16 protein-coding genes are annotated in these 22,268 nt (G+C 41.7%); 7 read left to right on the top strand and 9 right to left on the bottom strand.

The window, feature by feature from the left end; genetic code table 11:
- Positions 1-425: 425 nt before the first annotated feature.
- The 3 genes from ACY8D0_RS09690 to ACY8D0_RS09680 all read right to left on the bottom strand — a co-directional run bounded on the left by ACY8D0_RS09690 (position 426) and on the right by ACY8D0_RS09680 (position 6,383).
- Positions 426-2,180, bottom strand: coding sequence for a GMC family oxidoreductase (locus ACY8D0_RS09690; protein ID WP_462410308.1), 1,755 nt, complete (start codon positions 2,178-2,180; stop codon positions 426-428).
- A 129-nt stretch (positions 2,181-2,309) separates the two neighbouring features.
- Positions 2,310-4,976, bottom strand: a complete 2,667-nt coding sequence (locus ACY8D0_RS09685; protein ID WP_462410307.1) for a glycosylhydrolase-like jelly roll fold domain-containing protein — start codon at positions 4,974-4,976, stop codon at positions 2,310-2,312.
- 6 nt (positions 4,977-4,982) lie between these two features.
- Positions 4,983-6,383, bottom strand: coding sequence for a PTS transporter subunit EIIC (locus ACY8D0_RS09680; RefSeq protein ID WP_462410306.1), 1,401 nt, complete (start codon positions 6,381-6,383; stop codon positions 4,983-4,985).
- Between the two features lie 180 nt (positions 6,384-6,563).
- Between ACY8D0_RS09680 and ACY8D0_RS09675 the strand changes: the two genes are divergently transcribed.
- Together ACY8D0_RS09675 and ACY8D0_RS09670 are read left to right on the top strand one after the other, a co-directional pair.
- Positions 6,564-7,586, top strand: coding sequence for an AraC family transcriptional regulator (locus ACY8D0_RS09675; RefSeq protein ID WP_462410305.1), 1,023 nt, complete (start codon positions 6,564-6,566; stop codon positions 7,584-7,586).
- Positions 7,587-7,913: 327 nt separating this feature from the next.
- A complete protein-coding gene (locus ACY8D0_RS09670) occupies positions 7,914-8,879 on the top strand; it encodes a phosphatase PAP2 family protein (protein ID WP_462410304.1) in 966 nt (321 codons plus the stop codon).
- A gap of 155 nt (positions 8,880-9,034) precedes the next feature.
- Here the strand turns inward: ACY8D0_RS09670 and ACY8D0_RS09665 are convergent, their stop codons facing one another.
- Together ACY8D0_RS09665 and ACY8D0_RS09660 are read right to left on the bottom strand one after the other, a co-directional pair.
- Entirely contained in the window at positions 9,035-9,589 is a 555-nt protein-coding gene (locus ACY8D0_RS09665) for a hypothetical protein (RefSeq protein WP_462410303.1), read from the bottom strand.
- A 188-nt stretch (positions 9,590-9,777) separates the two neighbouring features.
- On the bottom strand, positions 9,778-10,785 hold the full coding sequence (locus ACY8D0_RS09660) for a DUF3231 family protein (protein ID WP_462410302.1): 1,008 nt from the start codon (positions 10,783-10,785) through the stop codon (positions 9,778-9,780).
- Positions 10,786-11,136: 351 nt separating this feature from the next.
- Between ACY8D0_RS09660 and ACY8D0_RS09655 the strand changes: the two genes are divergently transcribed.
- From ACY8D0_RS09655 to ACY8D0_RS09645, 3 genes are all read left to right on the top strand, one after another.
- Positions 11,137-11,949: a lipid II flippase Amj family protein gene (locus tag ACY8D0_RS09655; protein ID WP_462410301.1), complete on the top strand. Its 813-nt coding sequence runs from the start codon at positions 11,137-11,139 to the stop codon at positions 11,947-11,949.
- A gap of 166 nt (positions 11,950-12,115) precedes the next feature.
- On the top strand, positions 12,116-12,640 hold the full coding sequence (locus ACY8D0_RS09650) for a P-loop NTPase family protein (RefSeq protein WP_462410300.1): 525 nt from the start codon (positions 12,116-12,118) through the stop codon (positions 12,638-12,640).
- A gap of 798 nt (positions 12,641-13,438) precedes the next feature.
- The gene (locus ACY8D0_RS09645) at positions 13,439-13,894 is read left to right on the top strand and encodes a DUF3592 domain-containing protein (RefSeq protein WP_462410299.1); all 456 of its coding nucleotides are present in this window, start codon (positions 13,439-13,441) and stop codon (positions 13,892-13,894) included.
- Between the two features lie 60 nt (positions 13,895-13,954).
- On the opposite strand, the gene ACY8D0_RS09640 is transcribed toward ACY8D0_RS09645, so the two are convergent.
- On the bottom strand, positions 13,955-17,062 hold the full coding sequence (locus tag ACY8D0_RS09640; RefSeq protein WP_462410298.1) for a rhamnogalacturonan lyase family protein: 3,108 nt from the start codon (positions 17,060-17,062) through the stop codon (positions 13,955-13,957).
- A gap of 931 nt (positions 17,063-17,993) precedes the next feature.
- Here ACY8D0_RS09640 and ACY8D0_RS09635 point away from each other — a divergent pair.
- Positions 17,994-18,767, top strand: coding sequence for a Cof-type HAD-IIB family hydrolase (locus ACY8D0_RS09635; RefSeq protein ID WP_462410297.1), 774 nt, complete (start codon positions 17,994-17,996; stop codon positions 18,765-18,767).
- A gap of 29 nt (positions 18,768-18,796) precedes the next feature.
- Here the strand turns inward: ACY8D0_RS09635 and ACY8D0_RS09630 are convergent, their stop codons facing one another.
- The gene (locus tag ACY8D0_RS09630) at positions 18,797-19,255 is read right to left on the bottom strand and encodes a hypothetical protein (protein ID WP_462410296.1); all 459 of its coding nucleotides are present in this window, start codon (positions 19,253-19,255) and stop codon (positions 18,797-18,799) included.
- Positions 19,256-19,367: 112 nt separating this feature from the next.
- Between ACY8D0_RS09630 and ACY8D0_RS09625 the strand changes: the two genes are divergently transcribed.
- Positions 19,368-20,000, top strand: a complete 633-nt coding sequence (locus tag ACY8D0_RS09625) for a histidine phosphatase family protein (protein WP_462410295.1) — start codon at positions 19,368-19,370, stop codon at positions 19,998-20,000.
- A gap of 39 nt (positions 20,001-20,039) precedes the next feature.
- On the opposite strand, the gene ACY8D0_RS09620 is transcribed toward ACY8D0_RS09625, so the two are convergent.
- Together ACY8D0_RS09620 and ACY8D0_RS09615 are read right to left on the bottom strand one after the other, a co-directional pair.
- Positions 20,040-20,312, bottom strand: a complete 273-nt coding sequence (locus ACY8D0_RS09620) for a DUF3949 domain-containing protein (protein ID WP_462410294.1) — start codon at positions 20,310-20,312, stop codon at positions 20,040-20,042.
- A 220-nt stretch (positions 20,313-20,532) separates the two neighbouring features.
- Positions 20,533-22,254, bottom strand: coding sequence for a sensor domain-containing protein (locus tag ACY8D0_RS09615; protein WP_462410293.1), 1,722 nt, complete (start codon positions 22,252-22,254; stop codon positions 20,533-20,535).
- Positions 22,255-22,268 lie beyond the last annotated feature (14 nt).

The raw sequence follows: 22,268 nt of genomic DNA, 5'->3' as shown, positions 1-22,268 counted from the left end.
TGGTTGATAGAACATGAAAAAGCGTTGATAAACCGATAAGTTGGGTTGATAAACTAATTCAAATAAAAACAGCTCACTTTAAAGAACAAATACAGAGGGGAATGTACTCTGAAAAGAACCAAAAGTTAAGGTTCATCCGCTGCCATTTCAACATGAAAGTTTCTTTTTCATAATCTCTTTTCCCTTTGAACAGCGAGCCCTTTTTTTTGCAAAAATCCTTAAATGTCTACCACTTTGAACGATTCAATCAAACGTTTGATTAAATATCCCCCTGTTTTTAATCAAACGTTTGATTGAAACCCTTGGCCAAGTTAATAAAAAGTTAAGGTTCATCCGTTACTATATTCACATGGAAGAGGCTAACTTTTTCAACCATCTCCCCCTTTATATATGTTTGGACCCTCGAAGAACGAGGGTCCCTTTTTTTATAAATCCTCAAAATCATTATCATCCAGCACATAAGGATGAGGATTGTCTTGAATAAAACGCACAGCATTTAATCCAATCATTCGGGCCGCTACAGAGGTGTTGCCATCTGGCAGGATCGGTGCAATAGATAGGTCTGCCACTTTCAGATTCATAGTGCCAAACACATCCAGCTGCCCATTCACCACGCCGTTCTCCTCGCTATCCGCCATTTTGCATTGGCCCCCGTAATGGAAGAAATTCGAATAAGAGGATCGGACAAATTGCCGGAGCTCTCTTCTTCTTTCTTCATCCGGCATCATGAAAATTCCTTCATCAGGAAAGACCACTCTATGAATGCCGCTATTCTGTTTCCTAGCTTCTACAATGATCTTGTACATATTGATATATTGATCGACTAAAAAATCTAAATCGTTGGTAGTTGGCTGCAATGGATTGAAGGAAAACGAAGGAAGGGCTGCAGGGTCATTATGGGCGGCCATGATGGTCCCCTTGCTGGTTGGATTAAGGTCAATCAGGCCAAAGCTGACAATATTGGTTGCTCTCGTTACATCCAACTCCCAACCTCTTTCAATCACAACAGGATTAGGAAGAAATAGCGGGGCGGGCGCTCCTGAAATTTGCAGACGGCGTCCCTCCTGGCTATTCCGGTGTTCCGCCACAAAAGCACCGTAGAGAAGCGGCTGATTAGGATCGGCTTCCACTAAGGGGAGTAACTGAGATGTGTCTACTTCTACCCCCAATCCGGCATAGGCATGGGTTTGCAGTTGGTATCCGACATTCGGATTTTCGACCAGCGGTTTAATTCCAGCATTCATCAAATCCATTGGATGGCCAATCCCCGAGCGTTGAAGGATCACAGCTGAGTGAAATCCCGCGGATACAATGACACCTTTACGGGCGAATCTTTTGTAGGAAACACCTTCTTTGACATATTCCACTCCGGCAGCAATCAAGTGGCCTTTCTTTTTCTTAAAAATCACCTTGTTCACCGTGGTATTAGCGAAAAGGACTAGCTTTCTTCGTCCGACTCCCCATTCATCGGCATCCAACTTATCTCCCTGAGTGACGATGCTATCGTTTAAATATCCTGTCGCGGTTGACGAGCGGGTCATCGTCCCATCCGCCTCTTCCCTTTGGATTAATTGGCCTTTTGAAAAAGTACAGTCCCGAACTCCAGTATTATAGTCCACCACCTTCGGAATCCCTAATACGGTTTGCGTGGCTTCTGCCAGCAATTCAGGAAGTCCACCACCCTGTGGAGTATGCTGCTGCCTAATAAAGACAGGTCCGCTTCTCCCTCTTTGGCTGGGACTTTGGGTTTGTCCTGTATACGTTTCATCTTCCATAAACAACTGACGGATCTCTCTATAGCCCCAGCGATGTTCGCCGGTCAGGTCGCGCCATTGGTCATAAAGCTCTTTGCTCCCGCGGACGGCCAGCATATAATTTACTTCTGAACCTCCCCCAATGACCCGTCCATTCACCGTAGCCAGCTGCCGTTGAAGCGAAGGCTCTAAGCTTGATTGATAGTTAAAGGCAAACTTATTATCACTGGCCGATGCGACCGCATCAAAAATGTAGGGACTGCTCTGATGGGCCGTGCTATTGACCCCAGTCTCCAGCACCAATACGGATGTGTGCGGGTCATCCGTTAATTTTTTGGCGATCACCCCACCTGCCGTACCCGCCCCAATCACAATATAATCGAAAACTTTGTTCTTCCACTTTTTCTTTGGTTTTCTTACTCCCATAGACTTTCCTGCCTTTCTATTAAGCATTGACTTCATAGATAATAAAATATGTAGACAAGCTCGTTTTGGTGTCGGCAGGAATAGAGAATAAAAAAATATGGTATCAGGGTTTACCCTGATACCATATCCCTATAAACTCTTAAACTTTTCAATCTTCACTTGCCCAAGCAAGCCACTCGGCTGTAAAGCTCTAAATTGAGATAAGAAATCCTGTTGCTGGGTCCCTAATGTATTCGTTACTTCTACCTTAAGCACATTTTCCCCTTCATTCACAAAGCGGCTCACATCAAAACGGTAAGGCTTCGCCATCTTGGTTCCAACGGACTCCCCATTGATAAATACTTCTGCTACCTCGTAAACGTCACCTAAATCTAGTACATAGTGGTGAGAGGCTGCCTCATCCAGGTCAAAGCCAATTTCATATTGAATCGTCCCGGAAAAATCAGGATACAGTTTGGGCTTTGCGATATTCTGCAATTTTTCTAAAGTAAAATGGTTCGAGAAAACCGGATATTCTTGTGCCGCAGCTAAAGAAACATTCCAGACTCCCGCCACTTCCTTCTCTTCCACTTTTTCTAAAACCGGCTTTTCCTCGGCATCGATTTTATCCGAAGTAACTATATAAATCGTTGCTTCTTGCGGGGCTAACTTCAACGAAATCGTATTCTGTTTTTCATCACCCATACGATATAACGTGTTCTCCATTGCTTCATATTGATTAATCCATCCTGCTTGTTTCATCGTCACAGTGTTATCAATCTCCACATCCGGCGATTCATTGAAGAACATATAGACTTCATCCCCACCATGTCGATATTGGTAATAACGCAAGGAAGGAGATTCCTGTTCAAGTGAGATTTCATAAGCTCCTGCCGAACGCAAGTGCTTCGCCAAATCATTCAAGGCGACAACTTGCACATGGTTGCTTTCTCCAAATGCCGTGATAGAAGCTTCAATCGTACCATTTTCACTGTCGCCCATTGGATATCCATCCACAAAGAGGATGTCCGCCCCTTGTGCGGCCAGTTCCTCTGCCCTCTTAAAAAATACTTTTGGCAGCCGCTCCGCATAAGGAATAATCAGATTTTCAAACACTTCCTGATTCAAATAAATCTTGCCTTCCTTGACCAGTGCTTGATCCAACATCTCAATCGGCACAATATCAAAATCAATTTGATTGCGGGTCAATTCTTTTGCTGGTTTTTGGAACAGCATCGCCTCTCCTGACCATTCCGCCTCGGCATGATATAGAATCAAGGATGAAGCCACATGAACACCGTCGCTCAACAGTTCTGAAACACGGTTCGTATAGTTCATCAAATGATGCAGGTACCGATGCTGCGGATTATTCCCATGCGCGTAAAAATGCGGCGGGCAATCGGTATTCGGATACGGAGCCATATCAAAAGCATGGGGGACAAAATGATTGACCCCTCTGACCAGCATATGGTCGGTCATCCATTTCATCAGATTCAAGCCTTCCGACCATCCGAACGCACCATAGATTTCACACATCGTCCGGCCTTTCTTCTTTTCATCCAAATGGCCAAAGGAAGAGCCCAACTTAGCTAAACCATAATGGAAGAATTCCCCGTCCCAGCCGGTTGAGGTAAAGGTTTTAAAATACCCCTCATCCAGTCCAGGCAAAAGCTGATGCAGCACCACATCAATCCCAGACATGGATTGTCCGTCAATCGCCCGATGAAAATGGCCTGCCCCATATCCTAATCTTGCGTGAGCATTATTGTCTTCAATTAAGTGGCCAACATATTCGACCCCATGCTGCCCACACCACTCCGCTAGTTTTCCGGAGAAGTTCTCGGAATACAGCTGCGATACAATGTCCATATACACATAACGGATCAGACCCTGTTTGTCTGTACCGTTGGTCATGAGCAACGGCAATAGGGTTTTCCCTTGTTCCCCCACTCTCTCCTCGATTAAAGAAAGTAAATCAGATCGCCAAGGAAGCACCATCTCCATCTTGCCAATCGCGGCATCCGGCCCTTTTACATTTCCAAACCTAGGCTCATCGGTAAAAAACCCAGCGATGGTTGTTCCGAAGCACTCGGAAAACTGGTCAAAATGCGGTTGGTATACCGTATCAATTAAAACCTGCGTAGCCGCCGGATCAATGGGATTTAGGTATCCTTCTGTCGAGGCTTCCCCGCCATTAAACGTTTCGACCATTGTAAACACACGCCAATTTCCTTCAGGGATATCCCAGTAAACAACGCCATTTTCCAAATACTCCGTGATATCGACTAAGGTATCCGTATCAACGGTTTCATAATCCCTGACCTTTGCGGCCACAACGCCGATAATGGTCTCTCCGGATTGGGCTAAAGCTTTTTGAATCTGGGCCGGATCGGTTCCTACTGACATAATCGTCCGTCTGTCCCCGCCCGCATGCCATTTCACAATAATCCCTGCATCTTTTTGCGGGCCATGAAAATCCACCTGATTAATTTTTAAAAACTTTTTCCTTAACTCAGGATAATGTTTGACAATGGCTCCGTTGGCGAAACCGGTTGGGAAATGGGCATCATCAAACAGCCAAACCTTCATATCCTTTTCTTTGGCGGCTTCCAGGACCACCCTTAAGTCCTTCCACCATCTTTCCCCAACAAAGTCCGGGTGGGGCCGGGGCTCTACGCATAGAGCCCTTATGCCGCTTTCATAGATTGCTTTGACATACTCTTTAATGACTTCCTCTGATTCACCATGCATCCAAAGGAACGGAAATATATAATTATCTTCCTGCTGACTTAATAACTTTGTGATTTTTTCCATCATGATTGCCTACCCTACTTTTTTTAAATTCATACTCTCCGTGGCTGTTTTTTTTTGCTTGCTTGTTAGGAACGTAATCACCAGAGAGACGGCAAACGCCACAATGGAAGCAATGATATAAGCCGTAAAGCTCGAATCAATACCTTTTGGATTGATAAACATTGGTGCGGCAAATACAGCGTTTCCTCCAAAGCCAAACATTTTGGCTCCCATGGATGCGGTAATTCCACCGGCTAAACCACCGCCGATAAAAGCAGCGATAAATGGTTTTTTGTAAGGAAGCGCAATCCCATAGATAATGGGTTCGGTAATTCCCATTAGTCCAGTCACTCCTGTGGAGAAACCTAATGAACGTTTTTCCTTATCCTTCTGGCGCAAACCGAAGCCAATCGCAGAACCGGCTAAAGCAAAAACGGTTACGTTCAAAATGGCATTAATCGGGTCGGCACCCATTGTCGTGATATTGTTGATGAGAATCGGAATAAAGGCATAATGCAATCCAAAGATAACAACCAACTGCCAGAACGCCCCAAGAATAACACCTGTCACCACTGGACTAAACGAGTAAATGGCTTGTGTACCCGCTGCTAAAACGCTGCTGAGATACGTCATAATCGGTCCGATGACTAAAAAGGTCAGCGGAACGGTAATCACTAATACAACGAACGGTGCTCCAAACAATTTCAATGATGCTGGTACTTTGTCTTGAACTTTCTTTTCTAACCAAGCGGCAAAGGCAACTGCAGCAATGATCGGGAATACGGAGTTTGCGTAGCTTGCCATGACCACTGGAATTTTTAAAAAGGAAAGATCTGCTCCCTTACTATAGACGGTCACAATATTGGGATAAACCAGTGCTGCCCCGATAGTCGCCGCGATATAGGGGTTCGATTTAAATTTATTGGCTGCTGAGATACCGAGTATAATCGGCATAAAATAAAAGAAGCCATCAGCAAATGCGTACAGAATTTGATAGGTTCCGCTTTCTGCGGAGAGAAGGTGGAAAGTCGTTAATACAGCCAAGAGCCCTTTGACAATACCGACAGCTGCCATAACCCCCATGACTGGGAAAATGATTCCTGAAATCAGCTTGAAGAACCGATTAAATAAGCCTACCTTGCCTTCCGTTTCGGAGGCATCATCCGGAACTTCGCCCTCTCCTTGGATACCCAGTACATCGGTCACTTTTTCATAGGCCTTTCCCACATTCGGGCCAATGATTACTTGATATTGACCGCCCGAAATCGCTGTTCCCAACACACCTGGTATTTGTTTAATCTTGTTTGTATTTGCGATTCTTTCATCTTTTAAAACAAAACGCAGACGAGTCATGCAATGCGTGACACTTTTGACATTGTCTTTCCCGCCTATTTCCGAAACAACCTGTTTTGCTAAGGTTGTAAAATCCATCGTTCTCACTCCTCACTTGTCGTTACTTAACCTTGCCAAAATTAAACTTCGTGTAAAATACTAGGCCATAGTATGGTTGAAGTCGCTTATACTTTGTATTGTAAACGCTTTTGCACTATAATGACATTACGAATGATGACCAAAAACTGTACCAAACTTAACCTTACTTGAGGTGCAATCATGTTAAAAAGTGAGTTAACTAAGCTTTTGTTTACGATGACTGAAAGTGAAATCAAACATAAAAATCATCCTGAACTACAAAGAGCTTTTTACAAACAATTTGACTCTGCCAAACAGGGTAACCAAGATGTGCTTGTGTTTAAATTTTTGGAACAGAAAAAGGAGAATGATCGTCCGTATTCCTTCAATCCTAACCTTGCCATTGTTAAGCACTCTAGATATTCCGAAATCCCCACCCATATCCATGATTACATTGAAATGAATTACGTTTACTCTGGGTCTTGTACAGCAGTCGTGCGGGACAGAGAAATCACCTTAAGTAGCGGTGATGTTTGTATTATGGATACCAATGTCCCCCATACGATCAAAGACGCAGAGGAAAAGGATATCGTGATTAATTTTTTGATGAAAAAAAGTTACTTTACTGCTTCCACCTTAAGTCAATTATCGAGTAACAGTATTATTTCCGACTTTATCCGTGAAGCGATGTCGCAGGACCGTGAGCACAATCGATTTATTCTCTTCCACTGTCAAGAGAGTGATAAACTAGCTTATTTAGTAGAAAACCTGCTGTGTGAATACTATGATCCCAGCTTCTCGGCAAAAGATATTATCCAGGCCTATATGATCATTATTTTTTCCGAACTGCTCCGCTATTACAAAACTGACCAAGGTACAAAGTCCAGCCAATCGAAAAAAACCTATATTTTAGAGATTTTGCAGCATATTGAGGAAAACCATCAGACGTGTACCTTGGAGACGGTAGCCGAAAAGTTTGCGTTCCACCCCAATTACTTGAGCCGCATGATCAAAAAGAATACCGGCAAAAGCTTTAAGCAGCTCCTGCAAGAGCAAAAATTAAATCAAGCTAGTTTTCTGCTAGTGAACACGGATAAGAACCTGGAAGAAATCATGAATGAGGTGGGCTATCATAATCATGGTTTTTTCAATCGGATTTTTCAGGAGCGGTTTGGGTATGCACCCAAAGACTATCGGAGAGCGAATCAGGTGGATAAAGAATAGTAACTAAGAAGTTTTCTAAAAAAGGCTTTGTTAAAAGATAATGTTGATTAGAGCGGAAATCAACAGCCAACTTATCAGAGCTTAAAAAAAGAGTTTATAAAAATATAAGTTTTAATTAATAAAAAGTTAAGGTTTATCCTTTATTCTATCAACATGGAAGAGGATAACTTTTTCAACCAACCCCCCTTAATATATTTTTTTGGCCCTCCATGAGCGAGGGTCCTTTTTTTGTTCGAAAGTTTACTATATTTTATTGGTTACTTGTCCAAGCGAATTTCTATTTTTTTCATATTCTTGTTTTATAAAGGTATATGGAGGTGAAATTTATTGGTTTTTAATTACCCACGCTGGTCCCAATTACCTTATACAGGAGAAAGCAGTCCCCCTAATAACCCAGAAGAACCACTTGCAGGCTCATGGCCACTCATTTTTTTACAAAGGGATGGCAATGGATGGTATACAGGCCCGTTAGGAGATGCTATTCCGATGCCTATAGACCCTAATAAAATCGATTGGGCTAGTCAATTAAAAGAAACACAGCAAATCTTGGCAAACTTAACTCCTGAGCAGCAAATCCTTGCAGACTATTGGGGCTCTGGACAAGTTACGAAACAAATTGGTCCCATTGCCGGCAGTCTCATCGATACCTACACCATTTTTATGACAAAGGTACCCCCTATTTCCTTATCCACTCCAGAAGCGGGACGCATCCAGTCCTTGCTCTTTTCAGCTATTGCAGATGCAACTATCGTTTGTTGGGACTATAAATTTCGAAAAGATGTTGCCAGGCCCGATCAGCAGGACCACAATTTACCAACCTATTTATGTACTCCCAGGCATCCTTCCTATTTTTCAGGGCATTCTGTTTCTACGGGTGTGATGGTTGAAGTATTAGGCTACTTTTTTCCCACACACAAAGACAGATTAGAGGAATTAGCTTATGATTGCTGTATTTCTCGGTTATATGCAGGTGTCCATTTTCCTATTGATATTTATGAAGGCCTAAAGCTTGGACATGCGATTGGCTGTTCTTTAGTAGCATACTTTAAGACTCAAGTCGATGCGGCTGGTAACCCAGTAGACAGAGAATTCACAGAAGATCGTGCAGCGGCTCTTCCGCCGGGCTGCTACCCTTATCGGCAGGCCATTCCGTATGACTTTGCAAACGAATGCCAATCCACTACCATAAAAGTCCCGTTAATCGATAGAATTACTAAGTTCTTTTTAAGATTATTTAGGTGCAAATGTTATAAAGTAAATCAAAATTGTAATTGTAAAGAAGATAGTTCTTAACAAATAAGGGGTACACGATCCAACAGTCGCGTATTTCTTGAAATCGGAGTTCACAATGTGGTCGTTTTAGGAAATAGCTTTCTTTTAGCGGAGCAGGTTAGTTCGATAACTATATACTTTAACCTATGAAACTAACCTGCCATTTCTTTATTGCTTTAAAAAACAGCGATATCGGGGTCAGCAGTATGCGATTGTTTTGGGAATAGAAATCCTGTGGTGTATGGGGAATATTGACCTTTTAATCGAAAAGCTTTTTCAATTTCTGTAGCTGCCTGACGGGCATCTTCTACGGTACGCTTGCCCGTCACCATGTCGTGCATTAAGTTTAATGCCATAAAATTCGCCGCTTCTTTGTCACATTTAGCCGTAGCCTCACCAGCCGTACGGTCTGGATATAAACTGCCGTCAAACCGTGCTAAGTCATCAAAGAATTTAACAGGGACTTTATAATCAATGGTTTGTTCTAAATAATCAAGATGTGGTGTCGGATTGTTATGAACGACTGTATGCTGATTAACAATCGTCCGCTTCCAAGGACCGTTATTATACCAAGTCACTTTCGTCATGCTTGCATCATTTGGCAACCCATATTTGCGGATTAACAAATACACGGTTTCTTTTGGTTCCCCTGTCCATCTCTCCAAAATTTGATGTAAATTCGGTGGAATGCTGGGCTGTTGGCGGTAATAACCACTATATCCATCATCCATTTCCTACACCTCCTGACCTATTTTATACTAGTCAGTTGTCCATAGTGACTGTGGATGTAGGTTACAAGGAGAAAATAGACTGGGATTTATTAAGATTATATAAACTACCTACTACCTAGAAAAGAAAAGTGGATGAACGGTTTAAGTCCTTTCAAATGATAAGTTCAAAAAACTGTCCCCCCACGGCCTCAATCCCCTTTTATGATTTGTGCCCGGTCTTCCATTTGTGGCGGTTCTTCAAACCAGCCATGTTTGATGGTTAATTCAATTCCTTCTTGTCCGTAAAAGAAAATATCTTTAGCAAGCAAAGTCGTTTTCATAATGATATCATTTCTCAAACTAAAAAAAGTTCCAAAACTATTTCCCACGATACTAAAGCCATCAAGAAAGAGGATACATAGCAGCATGAGCTTATCGGAAAATGGAGGGACGGTCGAAGTAGTGACGGTACTTCCGGATGTAGCAGAAAATTGAACATCATTATCCAATAGTATTTGCTGAAACGTTTTTATTTGTTTTTTACACAGTTCCATCCCCTTTACAAAATACCGTTTCACCTCTTTGTGCTGGGCACCTTGTGCGAAACCGGTAATCAATTGCAGTCCCACATTATTGGTCTCAATTCCATGGTGAAGAATGCCCAGCTCAATATCATTCAAAGCCCTTTTTTCAGCAAATGGATTAAATTTCCCCATGTACTTTTTGCTTTTAATATACTCCGTTGTGATGGGCATAGTCACTTTAGGCGGAAGCGTCAGAATTCCCTTCTCCAGCAAATAGAGGGTTGCCAGCTTGTAAATTTTTTGGGTAACCGTCGTTAACCCCTCATAAATCTGCATAACTTTATCGTTATAGGCCATATTCATATTAATGGTGTATAGGCCCATGCTGACTTCTTTTAACACCCGCAAAAACATAATATCAAACCCATTGTCATATAGCTTAGGGGCCGTTAAGTTCACATCTTGCTGTGTGAGGCCAATTGGTTTGGCCATTTTTTGTTCTTTAAAAATTTGCTCCATTTGATTGATATAAAAATTCAATTCTTGCCACAAGCCACCTAATATATTTCTGGCCTGTGGGTCATCCGATTTTTCTATAAAGTATTCCAAGATCCTCATAATCATGGTTTTTTCTATGTATGTAAGCCAAAGTGTTCCAACTTCCGAACTGCTTATAGGATTTGTTTGAATCAATTTTCCTACCTCCTTAGGCCTAGTTCTTTTAGTATACTTCCGAAAATGCAACAATTATTCAGAGGTTTAAATGATTCCTTCTTATATAGAGATTTATATAAAATTAATAAAAAGTTAAGTTTCATCCGTTACGATATCCACATGAAAGAGGCTCACCTTTTTCAACCATCCCCCTTTATATATTTTTTGGCCCTCGAAGAGCGAGGGCTATTTTTTTGCCGCTCCGTGCTGAGCACACGTACCCTCCAGAACCATCCCCATGGTTAAAAAGAGTAATTGTCTTATTTCGTTCATACCATTGCCATATAAATTCGTTTATAATAGGATATTATTCGTTTTAAGGAGCTTTCTATGGAACTCATTACAGGTAAAGTCGTTCTCATTTCCCTTTTTATATTAATCATTACCATGATTGAAACATTAGCTTATTCCACTAGGATTTCCGGAGCCCGCGTCAAATTGATTGCCACGGCCTTATCATTGTTTAGTACCCTGGTGATTGTTTCAAGGTTTTCTACCATGATCCAGCAGCCTCTCACAGCAAAACTGATTGCGGAAGCACCCGATTTGCACAAAATGCACTTTATAGAAGAACAATATCGGATTTTAATTGGCGTGACTTCTATTGGGGTTTTGCTGGGCATCCTTCTGTTTCCGACGTTTATCAATATTTTTTCAAGAGCCATTATCCAGCTTTCCGAACAAAGAGGCTCCGTTATTGGGCTTTTTACTCAGCAATTCAATCCAAATGGCATTAAAAAAATTGTTAGGTGTTTTAGACTGCCAAGGTTGACCTACCTGAAGGGGATTACTTTAAAAACTATTCCCAAACGGCTCTTTGTGATTAATGTGATTATCTCGGCTGTATTTACGATTGGCGTCCTGTCTTCCATTTACGCGTCCATGCTAGTTCCGAAATATTCGCAAGCGGCACTCATGTCCTCCGGGATTATCAATGGGATTGCCACTATTTTATTGACCTTGTTCATTGACCCTAAAGCCTCTGTATTGGCCGATCGGGTCATGAAAAAACAAACAGATTATATCTATTTAAAAAGTTACTCGTTAACGATGATTAGTTCCAAATTTTTAGGTACCATTGTCGCTCAACTTCTGTTTATCCCTGCTGCCTATTATGTAGCCTGGTTTGCCAAGTGGATCTAGACAAATGAAAGAGGGCTAAAATGCTTCACTTGAGCATTTTAGCCTCTTTTTTAGCGTTATGGCACAAAAGCTTAGTGTGAAACAAGGAATTAGGATGCTTATGTAGAAATTATGGTAGGGGTTTATGTTAGATTTACGCGGGACCGTAGAAAGAAGGTGACATGGGATGAAAAGAATCATGGTGGTCGGTGTTTCAGCCGGTGTGGGCAAGTCCACCTTTGCGCAAAAGTTGGGAAAGGCCCTGAACATACCTGTTCATCATTTAGATGCTCTCTATTGGAAGCCAGGCTGGGTGGAGTCCCCTTTGGAGGAATTTTCAAAGTCCCAGCTTAATATTGTCCATCAGCCTCAATGGATTATGGAAGGGAATTACACGAGTACGTTTGACATTCGCACTGAACATGCCGATACGATTATTTATCTGGAACTTCCTCTCCCTGTTTGTCTGTATCGGGTTTTTAAAAGATTGCTCCTGAATATTGGCAGAACACGGCCTGATATGGGCGAAGGCTGCAAAGAAAAAATAGACTGGGAGTTTATTAAGTTTATATACACGACATACGAACCTAGAAAGAGAAAAATGAAAGAACGGTTTCAGTCTTTCCAGGTGTCGGGTTCGGAAAAAGAGATTATTACTTTAACAAGCAGAAAACAAATTTTGCATTACTTGGAAAAATTAAGGAAAAGTTAAGGTTGTCCTGTTATTATTACAACACGGAAGATTTTCTTCTTGACCCCCAAGTATATTTTGCCCTTGAATAGCGACCGCATTCGAGGGCCTTTTTTTTCAAGGCTCTTTTCTAAAGGATTGTTGCTTTTTCTACGTTAATAGACCGCTGGGAAGATGTACTAGCGATAAACTACCGTACGCCTGGAAAAATGACCGGATCGGTCGTTAATCGCCTTTATTAGCGACCGTTCGCTCGAAGAAATCACCAGTACGGTCGTTAATAGCCCTTGTTAGCGACGGTACACTCAGAATAAGCACCAGTATCGTCGTTAATAGCCATTTATTAACGACTCTACACTCAGAAAAAATGCCAGAACAGTCGCTTATATATCCTACGGAATTAATAAAAAGTTAAGTTTCATACTCTACTATATACAATATGAAAAGCTTCTTTTTCATTACCCCCCTTTTCTATATTTCTCTTTGCCCTTGACAGTGTGCTGCTGTCGAGGGCCTTTTTTTTTAAAAAAAGGTGATCTTCTTACGAGTTTTCCATAAAACTCCAAAAATATGTCGTAAGGTCTGAAATTTAGGTCGTATGTGTCTGAAAAGAGGTTGTAAGTACGAAAAAAAGAGCCGTAAGTTTGCAAAGTTAGGTTGTAAAAAGAGCCCTCCTATCGGCACTTCCAAAAAGCACCAAAGGGAACCGTTGCCCCCCTGCTATTTACGGAATTTTTACAAAGAAAGTAGAACCCACATGATAAAATAGAGATATAACATAATTTGGCTCGTTGTAAGTGGAAAAGAGGTGCATATTTGATGGGTATGGTTGATACTCTTTTCATTAGTTTTATACTTGCTTTATTGATTGGCGGCGTTGTCTTTTTTATTGTTGGACTGCGTAATATAAGAAAACGAAAAACTTGGCTCAATCAATGCAACATCGTGAAAGGAAAAATTGTCGATCTAAAAAAAGTCCAATTTGAAGTTATGACGGATAATGGATGGGGCATTGAAACAAGAGATGTACCTGTTGTGAAGTTTAGTCCATCGGAAAATCCCCATGAAATTGTTACATTTGAAGGAACAGACAGAATGGAAAGTTATTTGTTAACCGGACAATCGGTCAATGTACGGTACAAAAAGGAAAATCCCCACGAAGCGGATATCGCAGACTTTGCCTCCAATTGGGGCAATGCCACCTGGGATTTTGTCTTTAGCTGCCTCGGTCTAGGATTTGGTGTTTATTTATGGCTGATGTTCCTGAATGGATGAAAGTAGAGATTGGTAAAGCAGGGTCAATCCGTTGAGATTGACCCTGCTTTTTTTAGCCCGTTATTTTGACCAGACGTTCATTAATTGCTTCGCATCAGCGATTAATTTTGTTTTTAACGCCTCATTCACGCTGCTATCCTTGCTGAGATGCTTCACAAAATCATCCATGAGTTTAGCGGCCTGAGAAGGGTTGCCAATCTCCAGCTGGTGCTGGGCTTGGTTCAGATTATTTTTTAACACGGAATAGACCGGACTATTCAGCTCAAGAGCCACGGTATGTTTCATCGCTTGAAGATTGGCCGTATAATCAACGCCCGGTGCTGTTAATTTGCCTTCAAGAACCGACTCTTTCATATCTTCACCGAGGTAGAATCCCAGATGCGGCGGCTGATTGTAGGCGCTGTTCTGGAAGCCGATGCCGTTTCGGTACAGCGGATCCTGCATGAGCGTATAAATTCTGTATTGTGTCGGAGTCGTGGTGCTAAAGATTCTCAGCTCGGAATCGTCCGTTGTTGGCAATAGAACCTCTTCACGCCAGTCGCCCAGAATATCGGCCTGCAGCGTTGGCGTGGCCTTAGTTCCATTACTGCTGTGAACGCCCTCAAATTTCTCTAGAGTGTCCACTTTCCCAGTTGATTCATTGTATTTGCTGATCGATGTATCATCCAATAATTCATCCAATAGGTCGCCATCCCAATACAGGGCGAAGTTCGTCGACAGCCCACTTGGCTTTTTCGATAATTCTACGTTGCCTTGGACATTATACACACCGCCGCCGCTATCCACAGTGGAACCGGCAGCTCCCCAGAACTCATAGCCTGGGCTAGAAGTGATGTTGGCTGCTAATCCGCGGCCTGCATCCGTATACGCATAGAAGGACATTAAGGTTTCCCCTGTGGCCGCATCATGCAATTCTTCCGACGCCACGGCCGGGATTTCATGCACTTGCATGGCGCTCAGGCCTTCACGATCAGGATCAAATGCGCCTAAATGTTGGGCGTCACCATGGGAGCCCTGTTCGCGCCCCATCTCTCCATCCATGGCATAAAGAATGGTTCCATCTTGGTCGAGCGTCAAGGAACCCGCCACAATTTCATCGCAGCCATCATTATCGACATCTCCAACCGACAAGTTATGAAAGCCCAATCCTGCACCCTTTCCTGCTACATTCGAATCAAACGTCCATTGTTCTTTTAGCTTGCCATTTTCTAAGGTATAGGCGGCAAAGGTTGTCCGCTCATAATAGCCTCGTCCAAAGACTGCGCTTGGTTTTTTACCATCCAAGTAGGCCAGCCCGGACAGGAACCGGTCAGAACGGTTATACCAAGTGTCTCCCCATGAAGCGCCGCTATCTTCTTCACCAACCGGGAACGCATAATCGATTGTGTCAATCACTTTGCCGGTTTCCCCACTGAAAACGGACATATATTCAGGTCCGCCAACGACATGGCCATGGGTGCCGACATATTTTCCGTCATCTGCCGGATTGCCGATTTGGCTGATGACCTTGGTTTCGTCGACCTTTCCATCTGTCGCGCCGTACGTTTTGGTTCCGTCTGCCGTTTTGATCATGAATTCATCTTTGCCATCGCCGTCAAAATCGGAAATCACAAATTGGTTATAGTGGGCACCCGACGTCAGATTGTGTCCCATGTTCATTCGCCACAACAGCGTTCCATCTAATTTATAAGCATCAAAAATCGTTGGCCCCGTGTAGCTCGAAAATGAACTGTCAATCGCGTTGGAAGGATACCATTTCACGATGACCTCATATTGGCCGTCACCATCCAAGTCGCCAACACCTGAATCATTCACGGAGTAGGTATAAGACTGGCCATCAGGCGTCACGCCGCCCGCAGGCTTTTGCATGGGAATCGACAAGTAATCCTTATCAGCGGCTTTTACCTCGTTTAATTCTGTCGATTGGCCATTCACCAAAGTTTCCACCGTATAGGTATCCGCTGCAGTGCCATCAGAATCGCTATAGTTGGTAACCGTAAGCGCTTCCTTATTTAATTTTTCGCCATTGCGGTAAATATTGAATTTCACATCTTTATCATATTCATCGGCAAGCAAACGCCAGCTGACAAAATTGCCCTGATCGGATTTCAGTGCAATAGCGCCCCTGTCAAGAAACTCTGTTTGCCTGTCTGTTTCGGAAGGAGACAAGCGATTATAGACATAGATTTTCGCCGTTTTGTTAAAGCTGTTCACAATCCCGTCTGTTTCCGCAAGAGTGCCTTTAAACTCATAGACTCCTGGTTTGCTAGGATCCCAGGCTTTGTCTCCCACGTATTCCCACTGGCTGACTGCCACCTCTTTTTTGCTATTATCCGCAAGTGTCACGTTAACAGTTTTAGGCAGACCAATGGAAGAGATGTCCGTTGTGGTTTGATTCACATACACACGGTGGTACGCTAATTTATTAACCAGATAAAGGACATTATCCTCAACCGGCACATTGGAAACCTCGAAATTATCAAGATATGTATCCCATGTTTCATTATTGCCGGAAGTCCGGATGCCCACCAATTTTAAGGAGGCGATTGACCCATCAAAGCCTGAGCCATCTAGTGAAAAAGTGTGTTCACTAACACTGGCACCCTCTTGGTCTTTCATATCGACCGTGACGGTATTGTTTCTGATATCAAAACGAATGTCAAAATGATACCATGCTTCCATATTGGTTGCGCTGGTTTTGACGGTTTCCTGGCCTTTGGCGAAATAGCTCAATGCCTCATTGCGGGTATTGTTGATGGTAAAAACAATGTTGCCGGAGCTGTCGATCAGTCTAAATTCCCCGCCGTTTTCGTAAGGGTTGCTGCCTTTATCATTGATTTTGCCTGGATACCAGTCAAAGTTGACAGAGATTTCGCTTCCTTTTACTGCCGTATCAAAATTCTTTGTGGCGACACGGCCGCCTTTTTGATCGACAATCTGGTATTCTAGTTTTCCTGAAGTATTTCCACCAACATTAGCATGATTAATAGAAACCGTTGCACCGGATGTAGAAAATCCCCATAGGTCGCTATTTTCAAAATTGGCGCTGGACAACACATTGTATGGTACATTCGTTTCAGCAACAGCTGCAAATGGCAGGCTTGAAAAGACAAGACCTACTGTTGTGACAACGGATGCAATTTTTGCTTTGTTTTTGTTTTTCCCCACTTAAGTTTCACTCCTTGAATTTTTGATCAAGGGCTGAAGATGGTTCTCGTTGAAGGTCTCCCCCTGTTACTCCACTTCTTTCTTTAATGGGACAAACTTCTGTTTTACTACTATCTGAAAAATAATCCCCTCCCCTTTTGAACTGCAAAATCTTTGATTCTGTTTTTTTCTAGACAAACCAAATTAGCAGTGACTAGGACCAAAGTAATGCAAACGGTTACATTTCTTGGTATCCCTTTTCTGTTTATTTTTGAATGTCGTTCAAAAACATTGTCTTTACTTATGTTAGTGCCTTTTCAACAATTCTTCAATCATACTTTTTTACTATAATGGATAGAATTCTTTTCGGAATTAGTACTCTCTTGCTGTTTGTAAAATTAATAAAAAGTTAAGGTCCATCCACTACTATTACAACATGAAGTTTCTTTTTCATGACCCCCCTAAAATATTTTCTCTTTGCCCTTGAATAGCAAGCTGCTTTCAAGGGCTTTTTTTGCATACATAAATAACAGGAATGTGTACTCAAAGCATTTTGCTGTACGGGAATAAAGTATTACTTGCGGCTGAATGGTCTAAGTAATCTTTCCCCATTTCAGGTCATCTGCATAAATTTCATAAGCCCTTCATAATTTGTTCATGTTTATGAGTTAAGATTTAACTATGAAAAGAACACACTTTTCATAGACCCCCTAATATATATTTCTCATTGCCCTTGAAAAGCGAGCTGCTTTCGAGGGCCTTTTTTTTGCTTACATAAGATAGGCCTTCATTCTTGACCGCAAGATCGGTTGGGAAAGATTTAAAAAGGTTTTAGTTTTTGAAAAATTACATAGATATCTATATAATTAGGCTTAATAGTAGATTTTTTATGTGTTGGGCAATTAATATGCCATCCATTGTAGAGGGACATATATAAATTGGAGGGATTTTTTTGAACAAAAGAATTGTTTTCTTTGACCTTGATGGAACTTTATTAAATGAAGAGAAAAAAATACTCGAATCTTCTAAAATGGCCATTAAAAAACTTCAGGAAAAGGGTGTAATAGCGGCTATTGCTACCGGAAGACCACCGAAAAGCATTAAATGGATACTAGACGAATTAAACATTCATTCCTATATCACCATTAATGGACAGCATGCTGTTTATGAAGGAGAAGAGGTATATAAAAAACCTTTCGAACGAGAATTTTTACATGACATCGTTCGTTTTTCTTCAACCAATCAACACCCATTGGTATACGCGAGTCTTGATGATATGAAATCCTCTATTGAAAATCACCGGTATATCAAGGATGTGTATGAACTGGGGAAAATGAGTTATCCCCCTGTTGATAAGAATTTTTTTCGCGACAACCTTATTTATAAATTAATTTTGTTTTGCGAAGACCTTGAAGAAGACTTTTATAAAGAAAGATATCAAATTATGCAATTTATTAGATGGCATAAGTACGCTTTGGATGTACTTCCAAATGAAATTTCAAAAGCGGTTGGTATATCCACATTCCTTGAAATGACAGGGATTCAAAAAGAAAACGTCTATGCGTTTGGTGACGAAATAAATGATATGGAAATGTTTTCTGCAGTCGGCACCTCCGTGGCAATGGGCAACGCCATTCCCGCGTTGAAGGAAGTCAGTGATCTTGTAACATCCTCCAATACAGATGATGGGATCTTTAACGGGTTAACAAAATTAGGGCTAATCTAAAGCCTCTTTCCAGGCCTTTTTTTACCGCCCTAATCCCTGGATTTTGAGTTGGTGATGAATAATTGGAATAGGTATATGATGAGAGCGTAACTGATTCCGGTATAGAATATGTGTTTCGCTTTAAAATTCACTAGTTTATAGACCTTCAGCTTTTGCATTAACGCATTCATCGGGTACGCAAGAAACAAATCCATTACTACATTGGTCAAAAGGTACAGCCAAAATTTCCCGAATGTAATACGGAAGATCCAAATGGTTCCCACGATAAATGGCCCTAAAATAAAACTTAAATCATTCAGGACTTTTTTCCGGAGGCCGCCTTTTACGGTCCACCATTTAAACGGAATCGATAGCATACTTTCTATCAAGACCAGCACCGTAGCAAATGTTGCCACTGGGGTATATTTTTTAAACTCGTTCTTTGGAATAAGAAATGCGGTTGACCAGGAAATGATTAAAAGTCCAATTCTAATGAATGCCGCCAACATGTTACAGACCCCTATCCATTTTTCTTTATTTTGCCAAAAACTGAAAGAAATATTCACTCCAATCTGTGCTACAATTTTTAAAAATAGAGATGTACGTATGGGAGGGAGTATATTGTTAACGATTTATATCACCCGCCATGGGGAGACGCAGTGGAATAAGGAAGGCCGATTGCAGGGCTGGGGCGATTCAGAGCTGACGGAAAAGGGTTTGGAAAATGCGATTCGGTTGGGAGAAAGATTGTCCGCCACACCGATTGATGTGATTTACACGAGTCCCAGCGGCCGGGCCGTGCAGACTTCGAAACTGGTTCGCGGCGACCGCGACATTCCGATTGCTTATGAACATGATTTTAAAGAAATCAACCTTGGCGATTGGGAAGGCAAACAGCAGGACGAGATTGTGCAAGACCATGAACAGGAATATACCCATTTTTGGAATGCGCCCCATCTTTATGACCACCGGCCGCACAACGGCGAGGGGTTGGCCGATTTTAAGCAGCGGGTTGAGCTCGCTTTGAAAAAATTGACCGTGGATCATGAGGATGGGTCGATCTTAATCGTGGCCCATGCCGGTGTTATTAAGGCGTTGTTTTCCACCATCATGGGAATCCCAACAGAAAGGTTTTGGGATGACCCGTTCATCCACGGCACCAGCCTGACGGTCGTCCATTGGAACGGCGAGAAGTTTGATGTTGAGCTGGTTGGGGATACTGGGCATATAAATGGAGCACCAAAACAAAAATGACGTGTGGCGGTTCACACGTCATTTTTTCACCCTTCGGATTTAGTTCAGTCCGGGTCTATGTTTATGTTTCCAATGGTACACAAGAGTCGCGAAAAGGTTAGCCAAGATGAAGAAGATGTTTCCTTGGGCATTGTAATGCAGCTGCTGCTCCTCAAAGCTCATGTCCTCATACATCTCGTTCTGGGTTTTCCCCTGCCGCTTTTTGTCCATTTCCTTCAATGATTTAATGTAGGAATATTGAAAGGGTGTCAAGAGTAGCGACAATAAAACGTAGCCACCCAAAATCCATATCGTGACCGATAAACCCATCATTCATTCCCCCCTCTGCTATTGATTCAGGTGGATAGTGGTTATCGTTCTATATGCATATTATACCATATATTGGAAACCGATGGATGGATCGTTAAGAGATTGGGCGGAGGTATTTTTCAACTTCTCTGGACGGCCGTACAAGTTAAAATGATCTACATTTTTTTGAGAATAAAATAAAACTCGCCCAGTGACGAGTTTTATTACCGTTTCATTAGATTTATTAACCTGTATAAATCAAGGGTTGTTCCCATTTGGAGTCATACATTCTTTGAATCTCGTCCTCTGTTACGGGTTGACTCCAAAAATACCCCTGCCCCTCGTGACAATTTTGGTTTTTAAGGTAGGATAGTTGTTGTCTGTTTTCGATTCCTTCGGCTAACACATTAAGATTCAAATGATTCGCCAAAAAGATAATCGTATTCACGATGACTTCACTGTCAAGATTTAAATCATCCATGAATGACTTATCAATTTTTAACGTATCTATTGGCAATTGCTTGAGATAACTTAGAGAGGAATATCCTGTCCCGAAATCATCAATCGCAATTCTTAGTCCTAAATCTTTTAATTCATTGATCGTTTTGGATGCCTCTTTTATATTCAAAAGCGTACCTTCTGTGATTTCAATCTCTATAAAATGCGGTTCAACCTTCGACTCTTTTAGAATTTGTTTCACATCATCTACAAAGTTCCTATCTCTAAATTGAACAGGAGACACATTGACCGAAACTCTTTCTAGATCCATCCCTTGTTCTTGCCACCTTTTTAATTGATCACAAACTGACCTTAGAACCCACCTGCCTACTGGAATGATGAGACCCTGTTCTTCCAAGATTGGAATGAACTCCACTGGCGGCACAGCACCTAATTTTGCATTATTCCAACGCAATAACGCTTCTACTCCCACAAGCTGATTTCTTTTTATATTGATAAAGGGCTGGTAGACAATGGTAAACTCACTATTTTCAAAGCCGCTTTTTATTTCTTGCTCTAATTGATAATATCGTTCCATCTCATTATTTTGGTTCTCTGTATTAAAGCAATAGGAATTGCCGCCATCCTTTTTGGCGTAATACATGGCGATATCAGCCTGTCTTATTAACCTTTCCATACCGCTGCGGAAATCTTCCTTTGTTCCGCTGATTTGATCCCGGCTTATTCCAATGCTAGTAGTCATGATGATTGGTTTTCCATTAACATAGAAGGGAATACTCAATTCTCCGGCCATTCTTTTTACTAGAGAAACGATGGCTTGTTTATCGTGTACCCCACTTAGGATCACGATAAATTCATCTCCACCTTGCCGTGAAATAAGATCATTTTGCCTGACACAGTTTTGCAATCGTGCAGCCGCCTCTTTTAAAATCAAATCGCCGATGTGGTGCCCAAAGGTATCGTTTAATGCTTTAAAATGGTCTAAGTCTAAAAACATGACCGTAAAGAAATCATTACCTTTCACAAAACATTCATTGACCCATTTATTTAACATATTGCGGTTCGGCAATAGGGTTAATGGATCATAATAAGCCATTTGTCTGATTTCCTCTTCGTATTCTTTCAGTGTTGTAATATCATGGCGTATAGCAATGTATTGATAGGGCTTGTTGTTCTCATTTAAGAAAGGGACAATTGTTGTATCTACCCAATAATAGGTCCCATCTTTGGCCTTATTTTTTATTTCTCCCCTCCAGATCCTTCCGCTGCCAATCGTTCTCCACATTTCCTTAAAAAATTCTCTGCTGTGATAACCAGATTTTACGATATTTTGGTTGCTACCTTCTAATTCCTCTTTTCTGTACTTAGAAATTTCGCAAAATTTATCGTTTGCAAACTGAATGATCCCCTTGCTATCTGTAATAGCAACAATGGAAGACTCATTTAAAGCTAGTTCGATATCCTGTAATTTTTTTATTGCTTTATCCAGCTCGATTTCATAATTCAATGGTTCGTCACCCC

Source organism: Neobacillus camarae (genome assembly GCF_054950115.1).
Note: the sequence above shows the minus strand (reverse complement) of the source record. Positions and strands in the feature narration are given on the sequence as shown.